General features: G+C 44.0%; 21 protein-coding genes. 4 read left to right on the forward strand and 17 right to left on the reverse strand.

What is annotated here, in order from left to right:
• Positions 1–91: 91 nt before the first annotated feature.
• From KIV41_RS12720 to KIV41_RS12730, 3 genes are all read right to left on the reverse strand, one after another.
• The gene (locus KIV41_RS12720) at positions 92–1,306 is read right to left on the reverse strand and encodes an MFS transporter (RefSeq protein ID WP_285336618.1); all 1,215 of its coding nucleotides are present in this window, start codon (positions 1,304–1,306) and stop codon (positions 92–94) included.
• A gap of 12 nt (positions 1,307–1,318) precedes the next feature.
• Positions 1,319–1,471, reverse strand: coding sequence for a hypothetical protein (locus tag KIV41_RS12725; RefSeq protein ID WP_199454706.1), 153 nt, complete (start codon positions 1,469–1,471; stop codon positions 1,319–1,321).
• 156 nt (positions 1,472–1,627) lie between these two features.
• Positions 1,628–2,146 (reverse strand): cysteine hydrolase family protein, encoded by a 519-nt coding sequence (locus tag KIV41_RS12730; protein ID WP_285336619.1) that lies wholly within the window; start codon positions 2,144–2,146, stop codon positions 1,628–1,630.
• Between the two features lie 120 nt (positions 2,147–2,266).
• Between KIV41_RS12730 and KIV41_RS12735 the strand changes: the two genes are divergently transcribed.
• A complete protein-coding gene (locus tag KIV41_RS12735; protein ID WP_010451180.1) occupies positions 2,267–3,190 on the forward strand; it encodes a GlxA family transcriptional regulator in 924 nt (307 codons plus the stop codon).
• On the opposite strand, the gene KIV41_RS12740 is transcribed toward KIV41_RS12735, so the two are convergent.
• The 9 genes from KIV41_RS12740 to KIV41_RS12780 form a co-directional block, all read right to left on the reverse strand.
• A complete protein-coding gene (locus KIV41_RS12740; protein ID WP_285336620.1) occupies positions 3,191–4,123 on the reverse strand; it encodes a Gfo/Idh/MocA family protein in 933 nt (310 codons plus the stop codon).
• Between the two features lie 259 nt (positions 4,124–4,382).
• Entirely contained in the window at positions 4,383–6,035 is a 1,653-nt protein-coding gene (locus KIV41_RS12745) for a phosphoethanolamine transferase (RefSeq protein ID WP_285336621.1), read from the reverse strand.
• A 22-nt stretch (positions 6,036–6,057) separates the two neighbouring features.
• A complete protein-coding gene (locus KIV41_RS12750) occupies positions 6,058–6,414 on the reverse strand; it encodes a diacylglycerol kinase (protein WP_285336622.1) in 357 nt (118 codons plus the stop codon).
• Positions 6,415–6,575: 161 nt separating this feature from the next.
• Positions 6,576–6,968 carry a glycine zipper family protein gene (locus KIV41_RS12755; RefSeq protein WP_045391219.1) on the reverse strand — a complete coding sequence of 131 codons (393 nt, stop codon included), beginning with the start codon at positions 6,966–6,968 and terminating at the stop codon, positions 6,576–6,578.
• A 133-nt stretch (positions 6,969–7,101) separates the two neighbouring features.
• A complete protein-coding gene (locus tag KIV41_RS12760) occupies positions 7,102–8,388 on the reverse strand; it encodes an ATP-binding protein (protein ID WP_285336623.1) in 1,287 nt (428 codons plus the stop codon).
• The gene (locus KIV41_RS12765; protein ID WP_071234228.1) at positions 8,388–9,101 is read right to left on the reverse strand and encodes a response regulator; all 714 of its coding nucleotides are present in this window, start codon (positions 9,099–9,101) and stop codon (positions 8,388–8,390) included. Before KIV41_RS12765 ends, KIV41_RS12760 begins: the two co-directional genes overlap by 1 nt.
• Positions 9,102–9,271: 170 nt before the next feature.
• Positions 9,272–10,876: a BCCT family transporter gene (locus KIV41_RS12770; protein ID WP_285336624.1), complete on the reverse strand. Its 1,605-nt coding sequence runs from the start codon at positions 10,874–10,876 to the stop codon at positions 9,272–9,274.
• Positions 10,877–11,063: 187 nt separating this feature from the next.
• A complete protein-coding gene (locus KIV41_RS12775) occupies positions 11,064–12,188 on the reverse strand; it encodes a mandelate racemase/muconate lactonizing enzyme family protein (protein WP_285336625.1) in 1,125 nt (374 codons plus the stop codon).
• A 10-nt stretch (positions 12,189–12,198) separates the two neighbouring features.
• The gene (locus tag KIV41_RS12780) at positions 12,199–13,554 is read right to left on the reverse strand and encodes an FAD-dependent oxidoreductase (RefSeq protein ID WP_071234230.1); all 1,356 of its coding nucleotides are present in this window, start codon (positions 13,552–13,554) and stop codon (positions 12,199–12,201) included.
• 148 nt (positions 13,555–13,702) lie between these two features.
• On the opposite strand from KIV41_RS12780, the gene KIV41_RS12785 reads away from it, so the two are divergent.
• Complete coding sequence (locus KIV41_RS12785) at positions 13,703–14,356, forward strand: GntR family transcriptional regulator (RefSeq protein ID WP_010451199.1); 654 nt, start codon at positions 13,703–13,705, stop codon at positions 14,354–14,356.
• A gap of 83 nt (positions 14,357–14,439) precedes the next feature.
• On the opposite strand, the gene KIV41_RS12790 is transcribed toward KIV41_RS12785, so the two are convergent.
• Positions 14,440–15,159: an SDR family oxidoreductase gene (locus KIV41_RS12790; RefSeq protein ID WP_285336626.1), complete on the reverse strand. Its 720-nt coding sequence runs from the start codon at positions 15,157–15,159 to the stop codon at positions 14,440–14,442.
• Between the two features lie 213 nt (positions 15,160–15,372).
• Complete coding sequence (locus KIV41_RS12795; protein WP_010451201.1) at positions 15,373–15,678, reverse strand: isoamylase early set domain-containing protein; 306 nt, start codon at positions 15,676–15,678, stop codon at positions 15,373–15,375.
• Between the two features lie 193 nt (positions 15,679–15,871).
• On the opposite strand from KIV41_RS12795, the gene KIV41_RS12800 reads away from it, so the two are divergent.
• Positions 15,872–16,249 (forward strand): hypothetical protein, encoded by a 378-nt coding sequence (locus tag KIV41_RS12800; protein ID WP_285336627.1) that lies wholly within the window; start codon positions 15,872–15,874, stop codon positions 16,247–16,249.
• 85 nt (positions 16,250–16,334) lie between these two features.
• Entirely contained in the window at positions 16,335–16,934 is a 600-nt protein-coding gene (locus KIV41_RS12805) for a thiol:disulfide interchange protein DsbA/DsbL (protein ID WP_010451207.1), read from the forward strand.
• Between the two features lie 39 nt (positions 16,935–16,973).
• On the opposite strand, the gene KIV41_RS12810 is transcribed toward KIV41_RS12805, so the two are convergent.
• The 3 genes from KIV41_RS12810 to KIV41_RS12820 all read right to left on the reverse strand — a co-directional run bounded on the left by KIV41_RS12810 (position 16,974) and on the right by KIV41_RS12820 (position 18,376).
• Entirely contained in the window at positions 16,974–17,219 is a 246-nt protein-coding gene (locus tag KIV41_RS12810; protein WP_010451208.1) for a hypothetical protein, read from the reverse strand.
• A 153-nt stretch (positions 17,220–17,372) separates the two neighbouring features.
• Positions 17,373–17,819, reverse strand: a complete 447-nt coding sequence (locus KIV41_RS12815; RefSeq protein WP_285336628.1) for a DUF3429 domain-containing protein — start codon at positions 17,817–17,819, stop codon at positions 17,373–17,375.
• Positions 17,820–17,830: 11 nt separating this feature from the next.
• Positions 17,831–18,376: a glutathione peroxidase gene (locus tag KIV41_RS12820; RefSeq protein ID WP_010451212.1), complete on the reverse strand. Its 546-nt coding sequence runs from the start codon at positions 18,374–18,376 to the stop codon at positions 17,831–17,833.
• Positions 18,377–18,457 lie beyond the last annotated feature (81 nt).

Genomic DNA, 18,457 nt, shown 5'->3' on the forward strand with positions numbered 1-18,457 from the left:
GAATGCCTATTCGATTGAGGGAAAACAGAAAGCGTGTTGCGCGGAGAAAAGAGAAAAGGCTCCCAACGATAACGTTAAGAGCCTTCTTTGATTACGCGGTTGCTAAGTTCAAACGTGGTACCGGTTTGTCATTGATCGACAGGTGAATAAGAGCCGCGATAAATGCCAACACGACTGTTGACCACCAGATTGGATCGTAAGAGCCGTAGTAATCGTAAATGCGACCACCAACCCAAGCCCCCAAGAAGCTGCCTACTTGGTGAGTGAAGAACACCAAACCGTATAAGGTTGAAAGGTAACGAGCACCAAAAATCTGGCGGACCAAGCCGGAAGTCAGTGGAACCGTACCTAACCAACAGAAGCCGATAGCACCGCCAAAAATGGCAGCAGTGTGTTCGGTGACAGGTAAAGTCACAAAAGCACCAATCACCACCGTGCGCATCAAGTACAGGGCAGACATAACGTGACGCTTGTTAAAGCGATCGGCCATCACACCCCAGAAGTAAGAGCCAAAGATGTTGAAGATGCCAACATACGCCAGTGCCATCGCTGCTGTCGAAGCCGGTAGATCTTTATCTGCCAAGTAACTTGGCAAATGAGTGGCGATAAACATGACATGGAAGCCACATACGAAGAAACCAGCGTGGATCAACCAGTAACCTTTGTGTGCAAAAGCTTCTTTTAACGCCTCTTTTAGGGTTTGCGTATCTTCTTGAGCATTTGCTGCGTTGTTGGTTTGTGGTTTTGCCGTTCTCATGAACAACGCAAACATCACCATAAAGCTACACAACACGGCAAACACCTGAAGCGCGCCTTGCCAACCAAAGTCACTTAATAGAGCTTGTGCGCCGGGGATCATCGCAAACATGCCGAATGAGCCCGCAGCAGTTGTCAAACCAAATGCTTTTGCTGCGTGTTGGGCAGGGACCACTTTCGCCACTGCGCCTAGCACGATTACGTAGCTGGTCGCGCTTAAGCCGAAGCCAACTAGCACACCCAGCGACAAATACATCATGGTTGGCTCAACCGCGATAGAAGTCAGGTAAAGACCCAAAGCGTAAGAAATGGCACCTAAAATGATTATACGCTTCGCGCCCCAACGGTCTGACGCCATACCAACGAATGGTTGGAACACACCAAACAACAGGTTTTGCAAGGCAATAGCAAAGCTAAAGAACTCGCGGCCCGTTTGGAAGTGGTCTGAAATTGGCATCATGAAAATGCCGAACGATTGTCTGATCCCTAGACAGATAATCAAAATCCCTATTCCAAGCCAAACAAGAATTGGAAATCGGAAAATACTCATAATTTGCTCTTATTAATGGTGATGGTGGTGATGAGAGTGATCCTGGTGTTCGCCTTCGCCAGTGGTTTGATGGCAACCGCTGTTGATGGCTTGCTCTGCTAATATTTCCAATAACTTAGGTGAGTTATGGACGATGATTAACGACAGGCCCAACATGACGGACATTCTCAGCACCTGAGCGAAAATGGTTTGAGAAAAAAGCATGCATTGTGCGCTCAAGTAGAAAAAAGAGCGCGAAGTGTAGAGATAATTGTCTGGCGAGACAAATTACAAAAAGTGAATAGAGGTATGCGTTCTATGCATACCTCTATAATATTTCGTTTATAGTTTTTGTTCTGCGGTTATTAGGGGGACGCGGGTAGAGACTGCGTGTAAGGCAATGTTGTGAATCATTTCATCGACCGTTGTACAGCAGTCCATAAGAATTGATACATCGTATTTTTCTACCGCTTTAGAAATAGCAGTATGAGTGACACAGTTTTGCGTCATCATGCCACTTACTAATAGCTCTGTTACCCCATGTTTCTGTAGTACTTCTTCAAGGTTTGTTTGTTCAAAGCTGTCTGCAAAGTGTTTGATAACTACATCTGCATTTGGCGCTAGTGCCAAGATCTCAGGGTGAATCTCAGCACCTTCGGAGCCTTCATTAAAGAAAGGCGCAATGCCCATTGCTGGATCGGCGATGTGCTGAATATGAATGACAGGAATATTTTTCTCATTCGCTTTAGCAATGGCGCTCTTGATGTTATTTAGTGTTGCTTCTGTATTCCATAGAGGGAATTTACCGTTAGGGAAGTAGTCGTTTTGTAGATCGATAACAAGAAGTGCTGCTTGGCTCATGGTGTTTTCCTTTTGTTTTCAGTGAATGTGTTGCTTTGGTATGGGAGCTATTATGCGTACTTTCTTTTATCTTGCTCAGTGTCTAAAATGACAAAAAATAGGTCAAAAACGACAATTGGAATGAACAAGATAAACATTGCTATTGTGAACTATCCGGGGGCTTCAAAAGCGTCAGTCTATGGCTTGCAGGAACTGTTTGAGATGGCAAACCGCGCTTCGATTGAGCTGGATGTTGAATGCCGCTTTCATGCAGACATCATTGATTGGAAAGAAGGCGTTATTCGAGCCGATGAGTTCACGGTCGTCATACTGCCGCCAAGCGGTGCGGAGCAATATTACCTTTCGCCAAGTGAGGCGTTAACGTCTTGGCTGTTTGAGCAACACAAAGCAGGAGCGGTTGTTACGTCTGCATGTGCCGGGGCTTTTGTTCTCGCTCAAGCTGGTTTGTTGAACAACAAAGCGTGCACAACACACTGGGGCTTGTCAGGGTTATTCCGAGATAGGTTTCCTAACGTGACGCTTAAGCCTGAGTCCATCCTTATCAACGAGGGCAGCATCATTACCGCTGGTGGCATGATGTCTTGGCTTGATTTGGGGTTGGAGCTAGTTTCTCAGCTAAGTACACCTGCAGTGATGCGTTTGTTGGGAAAGATGCTGGTGGTCGATACTGGTGCCAGAGAGCAACGCTTTTATCAGCAATTCACACCTAACTTTCAACATGGTGATAGTGCCGTTCTTAGTGCTCAGCACTACATGGCTGATCATTTCTCACATGTGATTTCAAACCAAGCTCTATCGGAGATCAGTTGTTTAACTGAGCGCACGCTTCAGAGACGTTTCCAAAAAGCGACAGGTTTGAACTTGAATCAGTATCTACAGCATCTTCGTGTGCAAAAGGCGTGTGATTTATTAGAGTCGAGCAACTTAGCTTTTGAAGTCATCGCTTATCAAGTTGGGTATCAAGACGCGAGCGCGTTTCGCAAAGTGTTTATCAAAACCATGGGATTGGCTCCCAAAGCGTTCCGCGCTCGTTTTAGTGCTTAATTATCGACGCACTGACTGTTCAATGTGCTGACAAATCGCTTCGGCAAGTTGGTGGCTAGCGATATTACGCGCTACGATTTCAGAAGCGATTTTGCCTGACTGGATGACTTCAAACCAATCCAACAGCATAGAGTGGAAGCCTTTACTGGCCAGCATTGGCGTCCAATCTTTTAAGCTCAACTTCTGCTCTTGATTGTCTTGCCACAGTTTCCCTTCAACAAACGAATCAAACTCCATTGCTTTGTTTGAATAACACGCTTGGACACGCTCTGTGGTGATCCCAAAATGACGGTTCATGGATGCGTGAAGCAGTGTCTCACCATGCTGCCATTGGATATCTAAACGAGCCAGTTGGTCACCATCCATTTGATGTGTAATGTAAGCATCTTTCAGATCTGCCCTGGCCGTGATGTTCACGCTATCAAGAGGGTGGATAAAATCATCAAAAATGAAGGTACGGATATCTCCGGGTAGCTGATGACGGTTCTTCTCCCAACGCAGAGATTTCAAGCCTGAAAGTTCGCCTTTCTGGACGCTCGGCATATGTTGATTGTAGAGCGGAATATGACGGCGATTGAAACCAACATACAGAGGCTGTTTCACACGCTCGGCAATATCGTAGAGTCTTTCTACTTCAGCAGCGCTGTCTGCCAAAGGCTTATCAACGAATGTCGGGATGCCTTGTTCTAAAAAGAAAGACGCGATTTGAGAGTGAACGCTAGTAGCGGCGTGAATCATGACCGCATCTACGCCCATGCCAACCAATTGTTGATAGTCTTGGCAGGTTTCTGCGATTCGATACTGTTGAGCGAGCGCGTTGAGTGCGTTTGCATTGCGGGTACAAAATACCAACTCAACATCTGGAAGCTGAGTGATAACAGGAAGGTAAGCTTTTTGAGCAATGTCGCCCAAGCCAATGATGCCAATTTTCATTTGGTTCTTCTTCGTTTGTTAGCGGGCTAAACATTATATACCCAAGTGACCTTAAAATGCGGGACTTAGAATGAGCCACTGATTCAAGTTTGAGGAATACGATGTCGTGGAATAGGGGCTGTTTCCAAGGTGTTTTCGCTGGACCAAACATATCTAGGTTACTTAGGTATAGCTGAACCCGCTAAGAATTCTCGGTGTAAAGTGTCACAAAAAAGCCTGACTCATTGAATGGGTCAGGCTTTTACTGTCTTATCTTGAATTAAGAGTTTCGACAGGTTTTAAAAATATCCAATTTACCATCGTACGCATTGGTTTCGATATCCATAATGCCTAACAGCGAGTGGAAGACATTATCGTGTGAGTGCGTTGCGGTTTGCTGCGCTTCTTGTTGCAAGCAATCGCTATCGATGTGTTTGGCTTGCTTAAAGCCTGGAGACATCCAAAGCATCATAGGAACGCGCTTTTGAAAATCAGGTGCCAGTCCATAAGGCATACCGTGCAAGAACAAGCCATTTTCACCCAGAGATTCGCCGTGATCAGAAACATAAATCATGGCTGTGTTGTATTTGTCTTCCAATGTTTTTAACTTTGCAATGGTTTGATCTAATACGAAGTCAGTGTAACGAATAGTGTTGTCATAGGTATTGACGATTTGTTCAACACTACAGTTTTCGATATCTGCACGAGGGCAATCAGGTTGGAAAAATGCTCTGTCTTTCGGGTAGCGCTGGAAGTATGTTGGTCCGTGACTTCCAATGAGATGCATCGCAACAACTCGGTTACCTTTCATGCTAGATATTTGAGTATCTAAATTGTTTAGCAGCGCCATATCATAGCAAGTGCTTCCATTGCATAACTCGTTTTTCTGGCTTCTATCGACCTCAATTTTAGTGATGTTGTGGGCAACGCCTTTGTCACCACCATCATTTTCTTTCCATAGTAAATCAACACCAGCACGTTGCATAATATCCAGCGCATTATCTTGGTTATCTGCGCGGCTGCGGTCAAAATCGCTTCGAGTTAACTGAGAGAACATGCAAGGTACAGAAACCGCGGTTGCAGTACCACATGAGGCAACGTCTTTGAATGACACCACATCCAGCTTGCTGGTATATGGGTTAGTTTCGCGCTCATAACCATTCAATTGATAGTTTTGTGTACGAGCGGTTTCACCAACAACAAAGACGAGTAAAGTTGGTTTCCCGTTTGCTTGTTGTAGAGCCGTTGATGATTGTTTAGCATCCAGTCCAATTTCACGGTAAGGCTCTGGAGTTGTAAGGTATTTTGCTTTTACGTAGCTCGAAATACTGTAAACGTATTGGGTCGGGATAATGACTTTTTTTAAATAGCTATTGTTACGGCCTACTGAAGCATAGTCTTGATAATACAGCCCGGCGATCACTGCGATCACCGCTAAAGATGCTAGCATCGATACGACTTTAGTTAATACAAAACGAAGCCACTGCCCATTTAGCGGTTGTAGCTTTACTTTGAATACTAAAGCAGCCGGAATCATGCCCATTAGCAAAGTCCAGATGACAGAATATGCGCTGAGGTATGAGCTCGCTTCACTGGTGTCTGTCTCGACGATGTTTGTGATCATGTCTGTATCGAACAAAGTACCGTAGTTATAACTCGCATAGCTAACCATGCTAGAAACTACCAACAGTACGATGAAAAACGGTTTACTCAGCCAAGGCCAACTGAATAAATTGAACAAAAAGTTCAACGCGGCGAAGAAGAAAATGGGAATAGTAATGATGAAACCAATTTTTACTTCATCCAAGTTTGAGAGGATATGAGAAAGCTCTTTGTAAATGGGGATGTTCACAACAAGAGCAAAGTACAATGCGAGAAATAATGTAAAGGTAACGTAAGAGATACCTTTGTATGGGAATGTAATATTCTTCATAATTTATGGTACTAATCTGGTACTACAGCAAGATCGAAGCCCAAACAAAGAGGACTAGAAAAAGCGCAACAAAGACTGCTGCAGAGCCAATGTCTTTGGCTCGACCACTAAGTTCATGCCAATCATCGCTGACACGATCGACTACCGCTTCTATGGCGGAGTTTATGAGTTCGACAATCACAACCAGTAACAGGCTGGATATCATCATAATGCGTTCCAAGTTCGTCACGGGAAGCAAAAGTGTGCAGATAGAAAGTACTAGCGTTAACACTAGTTCTTGTCTGAAAGCGGCTTCGTGAATCCACGCGGCTTTCAATCCTTGAAGTGAGTAACCGGTTGCGTCCACAACTCGGCGTATACCTGTTTTACCTGGTTTCAAATTATTGCCTATTATTGCGTTCAAAAAGAGAGTGAGGGAAAACATCCCTCAGAATAAAAGGCATCAAATTGCAATTTAGAGGATAAATGATTGAGCGTGAAATATTTGTGAAATTCTCGGCTGCAATCCAGAGTTGGCTGCAATTGATGCTTATTTATAAATTAAGACTCTAGGTCGTAAACGGTGTAGCCTTTATTAGCTAGGCATTTACGCAGTACTAGAGATTGGGTTTTTGTTGAGTCGTTTGCTCCGCCCAATGCACCAGCACCAGCACCCACAGCGCCACCGGCTGCAGCTCCGACAACTGCGCCGCCCACTCCGTCTTCAAGTACGCCAGCAACTGCACCAATTAATGCACCTGTTACGGCACCATTTTGAGCTTCCGTCTTTGCAGCTTCGCCTTTGTCTACTTTTTCTGCGTAGCCTTGGCAGTAATTAAAGTCTTGTTCGTATTGAGCTTGATCGACATTGGTCATATCAACAACAGGTTGTTGATTGTATGCACAAGCCACAAGGCTTGATGAAAGGGTGATGAGAAGAAGTGGTCTATACATTTTTACGAACCATTATTACGATGAATTAATGGTTTAAATGTACACTGTTTTATTTTCTGGCTCTGTCTTGTGATTGTATAGAAGTGTCGCCTTCTGTAATGAAGAGTAGCGCTTTATTGATAAATTTATGAGTCTATTTTGGAAAGCAAATGGTAAAGCATGCACCGCCTAGGGGGCTATGAGACACGGAGACTTCCCCTCGCTGTAATTCGATGATCTGTTTTACTATCGCAAGCCCCAGTCCAAAACCACTGGTGTTCTTATTACGTGATTTGTCAGCACTATAAAAAGCATCAAACAGGTGAGGCCAATCTTTCTCTTCGATTCCGCAACCATCGTCATGGATTTGTATACAATGGTGATCTGATGTCTCAATAATATTCAACACGATAAGGCTATTAGCGTAACGCATTGCGTTTCGAAGTAGGTTGTCTAACGCGCGCGATAGAAGTTTCGGGTCAGCTGAGATAACGATGTCTTGGACTTCGGTATCATCGATTTCAATAGATACGCTTGTATCCCTTTGCCACTTTGGTAACAGTGATTGAATAAAACTGGCGAGCATTACTGACGAAGTTTGAATCTCTGCATTAGGCCTTTCCATCTTTGCGTAGTAGAGGAGCTCTTCGACCATGTCTTCCATGTCATCGATATCTTCAACGATGCTGTTGACGTATTTTTTCTGCTGTTCGTTGAGCGAGGAGTCTGAAAGAAGGTCTGCTTGCCATTGGAGTCGAAAGATTGGCGTTCGGAGTTCGTGCGCAACGGCGTTGGTCAACATTTTGTTGCTTGTAATTAGGCGAGATACTTTCTCTGCCATGTCGTTAAAGCTTTGGTTAAGCGTTCCTACCGACTTCGCGCTGGAAGTATCAGCCCGAGCATTGAAATCTCCTGATGCGAATTCAACGGTGACTTTTTCTAGAGCACGAACACGGCGACTTAAAAACCAAATTAGAAGCACACAATAGAGGGCAAAACCAGCAAGAAAGAACAGCCAGACGATATTATCATCGAAGTTTATTGCTTGAATTATCGGGCTGCTTGGGTTTTCACTGAATTTGAATACAGGGGAGCCGGGTTCAAATCGAAACCACAAGTCTCGCTCATCATCGAACGCGGTATTAACCGATGGATTGTGATCAAACGCTTGCTGAATTTCTTGAGGAAGATGAGTTTTTTCTTCGGCAATCAACAGCATGTGGCTTGATTTAGCAAGTTTCTCCAGTTGCTGTACTGTGTACGCCTCTCCCTTTTCTTGATAGACAGGATAAATAAACTCATGGAAAGCTTGTGCCTGATGCTCTTCTAGCAAGTAATCGTAATCGGTATTGAGTTGATAAACGATGACCTCATAACCCACTAAACTAGCAAAAAATAGAACAATAAGACCAATGAAGCTCTCTAAGTAAATTCGTTTCATTATACGTTCCACGCATCAGGCATGAATAGGTAGCCTTTTCCTCGAACGGTAATGATTTTTTGTGGTGGGGTTGTGCTATCCCCCAATTTTTTGCGCAAAGTTACGATTCGGTTATCGATAGTACGATCGGTACCGTCGTATTCAATGCCACGTAGTGTTTTAGTTAGCCACTCGCGAGAAAGAGTTTGTTCAGGACGGGTTGCGAGTACCCAAAGAAGATCAAATTCACCATCGGTAAGTGCTATTGGCTCTTTGTTAAGAGCACATGCCTTGCGCAAGCGATTCAAACACAAAACACCGACTTCAACACAGATATCGGATTCGATTGCAGAAACTTCTTTGCGGCGCAACAGCATACGAATACGAGCAAGCAATACACGTGGCTTTATTGGTTTGGTAACAAAATCGTCTGCGCCGATCTCCAACGCGGCTACATGGTCAAAGTCATCATCGCTTGCAGTAAGCATCAATATTTTACCTTTGTAGCAATCTCGAACCTGTCGGCAAACACTCAAACCATCTTGTCCTGGAAGCATTAAGTCGAGCAGCACGAGATCTGGCTGGTTCTCGATAATGGCCTCTGGCGCATCTGTACCGTTGTCTATACAGCTTACTTCAAATCCTTGCTGACTAAAGTACTCACTGAGCATGGCTTGTAGTTTTGGGTCATCTTCCACGATGATGAGAGACGGCTTTGAATCTTGTGTGTTCATAGTTGTGATGCTGTAGGTAAGAGTTATTTCTGAAACTTAAACAAATTTTTTTGTGATTTCAATAAGCATCAATAGTATTGAGGAATTTATAGACTCCGCTAGTTAAACTTAACAATCACCAACAAAAAAGCTCCGATGTTGATCGGAGCTTTTTATCTCAGTGGTGGGTATTAGCTAGCCTGAGGTGCAGGTGTTGGGTTTGCTTCCTCGACCTCTTGCTCTTCTGTTTGCTTTGCAAGAATTTCGTCTTGTTGGCGTTGATGCTCCATGATTTGACTGTAGTTTTGCTTCAAGTATTGAAGTGTTTTAACAGCCGCAACGAAGAACACTGGCACAATTAATACGATGATCAGTACTGGGAAAGCCTTAAGGATATTTAAGTCAGCATTAATCAGTAGGAAGATGATTGGTAGTGCCGTTAGCAACAAACACCAGAACAGACGGAACATTGGGTTTACGTTTGCTTCATCATCTAGCTGTTTAGTTGCGATGCCTGCTAGTGAATAAGAGGTGCCGTCTAGCGTTGTGACCGTAAACAGAATCATAGTGACTAGGTAGATCGCGGTTAGTAGCATTGGAATTGAAGTAGAATCAAAGACTTGCTTAACCAACTCAGTCGGTTGACCGTCACCAATAAGCTTAACGCCATCAACTGCGCTGCTGTTTACAAGATCCATTGAGAATGTGCCACACACACCGAAGATCACTGCAGAGCCCATGGTGCCGCCAATTACTAGGATGAGAACCACGTCTTTTAGTTTCTGACCTTGAATGATTTTAGTGATGAATACACCAACACCTGGTGAGTAAGAAATCCAGTTTGCTAGGAAGAATACTGTCCAGTATTGAGGGAATAGAGTTGTACCGTATGGATCTGTATTGGTGCTCATACGGATGTATTCAGTCAGCATGATACCGATACCATTGGTTAAGTTGTTCATGATCAGAGCCGATGGACCGATGATGAAAATGATTCCAACAAATGCGGCACAGATGTAAATGGTTGCGCTAGATAGGCGAGCCATGCCTTTCTCGATGCCAATGTAAGAGCTAAGAGAGAAGATCACTGACAGACCAAGGATAACGCCAATACCCAACATTAAATTGTCTGGAATGCCCGTTAAGCTCGCTAGGTTAGAGGAGATCATTGGGATACCTAAACCTAGAGTTAGAGCCGTTGCTGCAAGTGTCGTGATGATAAACAGTAGGTCAATAAACTTCTGAGCCCAAACTGGAAGGCGATCATCAAAAAGTGAGTTGATCACGCCACTTAAGCTCATACGACGGCTTTTCTTTAGGTAGAACACAACCGCAAATGGGATTGCAACAATTAGGTAGATAAACCAACCTGCCGCACCCCAGTGGAACATGTTGTAAGCGGTAGCGTACTCCATAGCCATGGCTTTATCTGTGATTCCAAACTGAGGATCCATGAAGTAGTAAACGGCTTCAATAAATCCCCAGTACATGGTGCTTGCGCCCATACCTGCAGACAACGCCATCGCGAACAGTTGGAATTTCGTAAATTTAGGTTTGCTATCACCCATACGAATATCGCCGTATTTAGAAAAGGCGAGGAACAGTAGGGCACCTGTAGCGAAGAGTGTGTACCAAAGAAAACCCGAACCGAAGTTAATAACGGTAAAATCTAGCATCCCGCTCATGGTACTTTTTACGGCTTCTGGGTATACCACTGCAAGAATACCTAGAAGCAGTACAAATCCAAAACTGCCAAAAGTAAGCTTCCAGTCGATTTCTGAAGTATTCAATTTCATTGTGACTTTCCAATATTGTCTATTAATGAGAATACTCGGACGGCTTTGTTTATTGCTACTGACACTTGGGGTGCCTGCCTTTCTCCCGTTCCCATACGAGTAATTAGAAAGGCAGACAGTGTAGGGTTAGAGGTATGTCAGTCTTTTGCTGTCTCTGTATTAATTGTTTTGGTCTAAGGTATCGGGTTTATTCGAAAACGTACGATGCCACAGACATTTCTTTCACTTTGTCCCAATCCATTTCAACACCTAGACCGTTGCCTTCAGGTGCGTGAACATAGCCTTCTTTATCAGTGCGGATAACGGTTTTCGATGCCAATTCGAAGTCTTCGTAAGGGTAGAACTGTTCAAAGAACTTACAGTTATTGTGTGCAAGAGCGACGTGCAGGTTTGCCGCTTGCGTTAGGGTGTAACCCATTGATTGGATCTCTAGGTTCTTAGAGAAACCTTCAGCGATATGGAAACATTTGTTTAGAGGCGTAATGCCGCCGCACACAGTCGCATCTTGGCGAATATCAGACCACATTTCTTGAGATAGGGCGTAAGTGACTTCTTGCAGTGTTAACAAGCAGTTACCGTGGCTTGAGATCTCAAGGTCAGTATTTTTAACTAGACGCTTATAAGTGTTGTAGTCGTAATCAGAAACAGGAGCTTCCAACCATTCCCAGTAATAACTTTCTAGACGTTTTGCCATTGCCATTGCTTGTTCTGGCGTGTAGAAGGTTGCCGTATCAAGCATGAAGCGAATGCCAGTCTTGCCGTAACGAGCTTGAACAGCATCAACAAGCGCGACGTCTTTTTCGTATACGCAGTAGCAGTGAAGCTTGATGGCTTTAAATCCATGCGCAATACAGTCATCTAGATACGGGAAGTACTCTTCTACAGTGTCGAACATTGGTGTTGATGCGTAAGACAGCATTTTGTTTCGAGCGCCACCTAAAAGCATGTAAAGGGGCATGCCAGCTTTCTTGCCTTTGATGTCCCAAGCTGCGATGTCAATTGGTGCTTTCGCTGGTAGACCACCCCAGGTACAGCGAGCCATTAACCAGTTGTAGAGCTCTTGAGTCGCCAATGGGTTTTTACCTAGTAAACCCGGGACAATAGTGCGTTGAGATTCAATAATACAGCGGTCAAAATCATTCTCTGTGTAACTGATCGTCGCGCCCAGACCTTCTGTACCATCGTTACAAATAAGACGGACGATGTTGTTGGTGTACAGCAAAGGTTCTTGGTTATCTGCCCATGGCACTGGTGCTGCGTCGCGGTCTGCTACAGCGTAAAGTTCTACACGTTCAATTTTTAGTTCGGTCATTTTTTAATCCTTACAGGCGTGAGCCGTTTTCAATCATGGTGGCGCGAATCTCCGCGACATTCAGGTCACGAATCGCCGTATTCGTATCAATAGCTTGTACAGCAGCAATACCAGCCGCATGACCAAGCTCAAAACACTGTGCAGTAACGCGCGCAGAAGCGAGAGCTTCGTGTTCTGCGCTCAAGCATCGGCCAGCAACAATGATGTTTTCACCAATCACAGGCACTAAAGTGTGGAATGGGATGTCGTAGTAATCGTTAATCAGCCAGTGCAGTTTTGGCTTGTCGCCAGAGTGAAGTTCGATTGGCCAAGGGGTACGGCAAATACCATCTTCACGTTTGCGGCAGCTTACAACGTCTTCGTTGGTTAGCGTCTCAACACCGACAATAGAGCGAGTTTGGCGAATGCCGACTTCTACGCCAGTATCGACAACAAAGGCTTTTTCACAACCAGGAACAAAGTTGTTCAGGAATCGGGCATACTCGCGAACTTGGCGGCGACCAAATACTTCTGCTTCTGTGAAATCTTCAGGATCAATGACGTTGAGCATGCGTCCATCTTGACCAGCAAGACGAGTCGCATTCACCATCAACTCGTTAGATCGTGTGGTTGGGAAGATCCAAATCTTGTGGCGTGGCAGTTGGTATTTGCCACTTTCGTTGGCAGCAAGAATATTCTCTGTCACTTTAGGAGGACAGATCGTGTCGTTGCCATAGTAGTCAAGATAAGTGTCCATATCGACACCGCCAAAACGGAAGAACATGGTTGGGTTTTGAATACGACCATTGTCGCCAAAGTAGTAATCCATGCCTGCACGAGCCACAACGGCTGCGTCACCAGAAGCGTCGATGATCTGTTTACTTAAGATGATGCTTTGACCTGCGTTTGATTCGATGATCACGCCTTTGAATGCATCGCCTTCCATGATCACACCAGTGACTGACGTATGGAATAGAGTTTTGACGTTTGCATTCTCTAGAAAATCGTCCGCTACTTCACGCCACATTAAAGGGTCGTGCGTCACCGTGTACGTTTTACCATAACGTTGTGGAGCTGTGACGCCACCCTTGTTTTCTAGTGCTTGACGAAAACGCTCTGTAAAACCGAAAACTACTTGTTCTGGTTGTGCATTTTCGTCATCAGATGCCATGTACATGCCACAAATAGTGCCGGATAAACCCGCCACTGCAGCACCACCGCAGAAACCGTACTTCTCAATTAACCACGTGTTCTTACCCATACGCCCAGCCGTTTCAGCTGCGGCAACACCAGCAGGACCACCGCCAATCACTAACACTTCTACTTCAGCCAAAACAGGTAGGTCAGGAGTGTGTTCATAACGACGGATAATGTTCCAAGATTTCATTCTTACCTCACTAATAGATGACTGATGTTCATCTGATATATCAGTTGTATGTTTTTAATATATTCGGATTTCTTTTTTTGGTACAATGGCAAAACTTTTTATCGTGAGATTGCTCACTAAAAGATTGATCAATGGAATAGGAACGAGAATGACCGTAAATTCAGTCAATAAGACAGAAGTTGCATACAGCAAACTTGAAAAAATGATCATCTTCCGCGAATTAGAACCAGGGAGTATGGTCAGTGAAAAGCAGTTGGCAGAAGAGCTAGAACTTGGGCGAACGCCAGTTCGAGAGGCTCTACAAAGATTGGCTTACGAATGTATGGTTGAGATCCACCCAAGGCGTGGCATTCAAATCCCTGCTATCTCAGTAGAGAGTCAATTAAAGATCTTAGAAGTTCGCCGCGATATCGAAGCATTGTGTGTAAACTACGCAGCCTCACGTGCAAGTGTGGAAGAGAAGCAGCAGATGTTGATGTTAGCTGAGCAGTTAGAAGCTTGTGCAGAAAACAAAGATGATCTGCTTTACGCATCTTTGCTTAAAGAAATCCATACCTTGCTCGTCAAAGCTGCATGCAATGAATATCTTCAGTTAGCGATGGCACCACTACAAGGTTTATCCCGCCGCTTTTGGTTTGCATTTAAAAACCAAGACTCAGATTTGGTTGAAGCGTCTTCTCTTCACGCTGCCGTTTTACGTGCTGTCAGCCATACTGATGCTGAAGAAGCAGTAGCAGCATCTCATCGCCTAAATGATTACTTAACCGATGTGGCTTACCGAACCATCAAGCCAAGGAAGTAACATAGACTTATTTGGTCACAAAAAAACAAAAAAGCGGCTGTGTGAGCCGCTTTTTGTTTTTCGTCGTCTTAAAATCGCAGGGATTAAGGCTGTTGCTTAGTCGGTGCTAGTGCAATTTCACGGATACAAACGTTTTGTGGTTGTTGGTAAGCAAACACGACTGCACGAGCGATGTCATCAGCAGCAAGAACGCCACCCATGTCTTCTTTCCACGCTCCGTAACCATCTTTGATTTCTTGTGATGTTGTGTGAGAAAGCAGTTCAGTTTCTACCGCGCCCGGTGCAATCGTTGTTACACGAACGTTTGATGCTGCAACTTCTTCACGAACGTTTTCAGAAATAGCGTGAACCGCAAACTTAGTACCACAGTACGCAGCGTGATCTGGGAAAGTTTTCTTACCTGCGATTGAGCTGATGTTAATGATAGTACCGCTGTTGCGAGCCTTCATTGGTGCTAACACAGACTGCATGCCGTTTAGAAGACCAAGTACGTTAACATCAAACATGCGTTTCCATTCAGATGCATCTTGAGTATCGATTTGACCAAGTAGCATCACACCAGCGTTGTTTACTAGAGCATCTGCTGCGCCAAATTGTTCTTCCGCTTTAGCGATTGCTGCTTCAAATGAAGCTTTGTCTGTTACGTCTACTTTTTCACATAGTGTATTCGGCAGGTTTAGCGCTTCCAAACGTTCTACACGGCGAGCAAGAAGAAGCAGTGGGTGGCCTTCATCGCTTAAACGACGTGCGATAGCTTCACCAATACCAGAACTTGCACCTGTGATTACAATCAGTTTTTTCATCTTTTGTTTCCTCAGTATTTTTATTTGAGAGCAGCTTTTTGCTTGAATGCACCTGTCTCGCTGCGATGTGGTTATATTAAGGAAATGCCTTTTGTTGATATATATTGCTTTAGGTAAAACACTGTTGTCATATAGCAACAATAAGTGATAAGTCTAGGAAAATCAGGTAATAAAAAGGCGCACTGAGTGCGCCTTTGTCATTTTTTTGCGTTATTAAGCCGACTGCTCTTGGGTGCAAACAACACTATTGTCGCTACCAAAGCCATTTGGCACGTATGCGTCAGCATGTGGGTCGTTTTCCCACTCAGCTTCGTTAAATAGGTAACGGAACTGGATATTTTGTTCCTTCGGCAAGCGCGTTTTAAATTTAAATTGTCCACTTTTCTTCACGAGCTTCATTGGTTCTGGTTGCCAGTTATTAAAATCGCCCGCAATTTGAATCGATTCCCACTGATTCTTGTCTAGCTCGAACGTGACTTCGACTTCGTCTTTTGTTTTAAAGAATCTTTTTTTAAGCATTAATCTTTCCTTGTTTGTACAAAAACTGATCTAACTATTACTCGGGTTTCATAGTGATTTCAAGTTTTATTAGGATTGCAGTCGGTATAGGATGTCGGAATTATCTGGTTTGTGAACTAGTTAGTCAGCTTCACGCTTGTGTGAATAAGTGGATTCTGTATGATGAAGATTCACCATATTTTGAAGAAGTTATATGCTGAGTTTCAATCGCACATTCATCACGACAATGTTCTGTCTATTAGCCATGCTGCTAACGGGCTTAGCATCGGGTGTGCGTGCAGCAACAGTGCCAATAGAAGTGAGCTCAAGCAAAGATAGAACGGCTGAACTTCATCAACAAATGGGCGTTGACAATACGGACTGTATTGAATCACACCACGGTGGTCACTTGATGGAGAAAGGACAGCAGGTGCACACGAGTTGTAGCTCTTCTTGTATCGTCAAAATACCAACTAATCTCTTGCAAGATGATGTCATCTTACTACCGCATAGTCTTGCACTGATCGATAAATCATCCACACCAAAAGCAGTAACCGTGGTTTACAGGCCGTACCGCCCTCCGATTGTTTGAACCTCTTATTTATCAAACCAGCCTTGCTGGGTTTTCTAATTGTTAATTAATGAATACGGCACATTTGTGCCTGAAGGAATCAAACATGAAAAAGCTTTTTGCACTTTGCAGCACTCTATTATTGGCATTCACAGCTCACGCTGCGCAATTTGAAGAAGGTAAACACTACAAAGTTTTGGACGTAGAGAAAGCGACGAAACCAACGGTAACCGAGTTCTTTTCTTTCTATTGCCCGCACTGTTTCAAATTTGAAGCGGTCATCGATAACCTAAAACCATCACTACCAAAAGACGCAAGCTTTGAGAAAGTGCATGTTGCTTTTATGGGAAGCGATATGGCGGTACCAATGGCGAAGTCATACGCGACAATGGTGTCATTAGGCGTCGAGAAAACTATGGTGCCAGCAATGTTTGCTCAGATTCACCAAAAGCGTCAAGCGCCTAAGGATGAAGCGGAACTAAAGCAGATCTTTGTTGAGAATGGCGTAGATGGTAAGAAGTTTGATGCGGCATACAACAGCTTTGCCGTGAACTCGATGCAAAAAACATTTGATAAGCAGTTCAAACAAAGCACACTAACAGGTGTTCCTGGTGTGTTAGTGAACAACAAATACATTGTGCTGCCAAATGAAATCCGCAGTTACGATGAGTATAACGATCTAGTAAAGTATTTGTTGACTCTGTAACGAACAAATAAAAAGGCGACCTAAAGGGTCGCCTTAATTTTAACGTACAGCACTAGAGCACACAGTTGTTGGCACGCTAGTCATGAAAATTGCGTGGGGATAGAACAAACTCGCAGCTGTTACAACGGCACTGCATGGTTGAGTCACCGTGGTTTTTACGACGTTTGTCAGTACCTTGCTCGTTACGCCTACTGTATTTACTGCAGCCTGTTGTGCTTGATAGGAAACACAGCCAGAAGTCATATTAATAAGAGCTGCACCAAATAGAAACTTACGGAAAAACATATTCATTCCCTTTGTGAATGCTTTTGAGTACTTATATGCCCATCCATTCATAATTAAAACAAAACGGTGTTCAAAACAGCTATCACTTCACGAAATGAACATTGTTTTATATAACGAGTTGAATTTTGTGATCTGGTAGGTGGACAGACCAGCTCATGCGATCAAAACCAGCCCGTGTATGAGTACAACGCCAGTAGTGAGTTTGCCTCTCATCATTTGGTAGCCTTTCGGCTCTGCCTCTTTTTCTACTCTTCGTATCAATTTTTCTGCATACCACACGGCGATGTAACCAGCGGCCAATAATAAAGTCGCTATGACATAGTGTTTGTTGCCTTGCAATAATGCGCCCCACGCGAGCAATACGAATAAGTTACTCAGTACCAAGGCATTGCGACTTAAACGATGATAGAAATGGTCAATGGCATTTCCCCAGAGCACGCCTGACAGGAAGCTCAAAATCACTGCGCTGTAAGCAATAAAAAACTGCTGACCAGATAAGTTGAATAGAGTTCTCTCGGTAGAGATAAGAACCAAGCTAAACAAAAATGGAAGCAGTCCCAAATATCCTAATTGCAGCATTGTAGTACGCGTTGTTGTCATGGCCGCCTTCCTTATAGTTGCTGTTCAATTATATTAGTAAGCGTAGTACTTGTTGGAGAAGTTGAACTCGGGAAGGTGGCAATGACTTTACCTTCTTTGTTGATTAAGAACTTGTAAAAGTTCCATTTGGGAGTAATACCCGCTTGCGCACTTATCTCTGCAAAGACAGGATTTGCGTCCTGGCCAAGCACAGAGCTTCGAGCCATCATTGGGAAGGTGACACCGTAGTCTAAATAGCAAATTTTGGCGGTTTTTTCTTCACTGCCACGATCTTGGCGAAAGTCGTTGCTTGGAAAGCCAACAACAGCAAAGTTCTGATCTTTGTATGTTTGATGTAGTTGTTCCAATTGCTCGAATTGAGGGGTAAAGCCGCATTGACTTGCGGTGTTCACTACCAGCAGAGTTTTACCTTTGAAGGTATCGCACAGCTCTATCTCTTCCGTAGAGTTAAGTAGTCTTTGCTTGCCTTGCAAGATGTCAGGACAACTCGATGCAAAAGCGAAAGAGCCAGCGAAGAGCGTAGCGATGAGAAGTGTGCTGCGAGTGATTCCTTTCATAATGTTGATTCCTTTTGTTTTTCCTAAGTATAACTACTAGTTAAGGAATCAAATCGATCAAAAAAGCCGCTGAATTCAGCG

Source organism: Vibrio sp. D401a, from assembly GCF_030248515.1.
Classification (GTDB): domain Bacteria; phylum Pseudomonadota; class Gammaproteobacteria; order Enterobacterales; family Vibrionaceae; genus Vibrio; species Vibrio rotiferianus.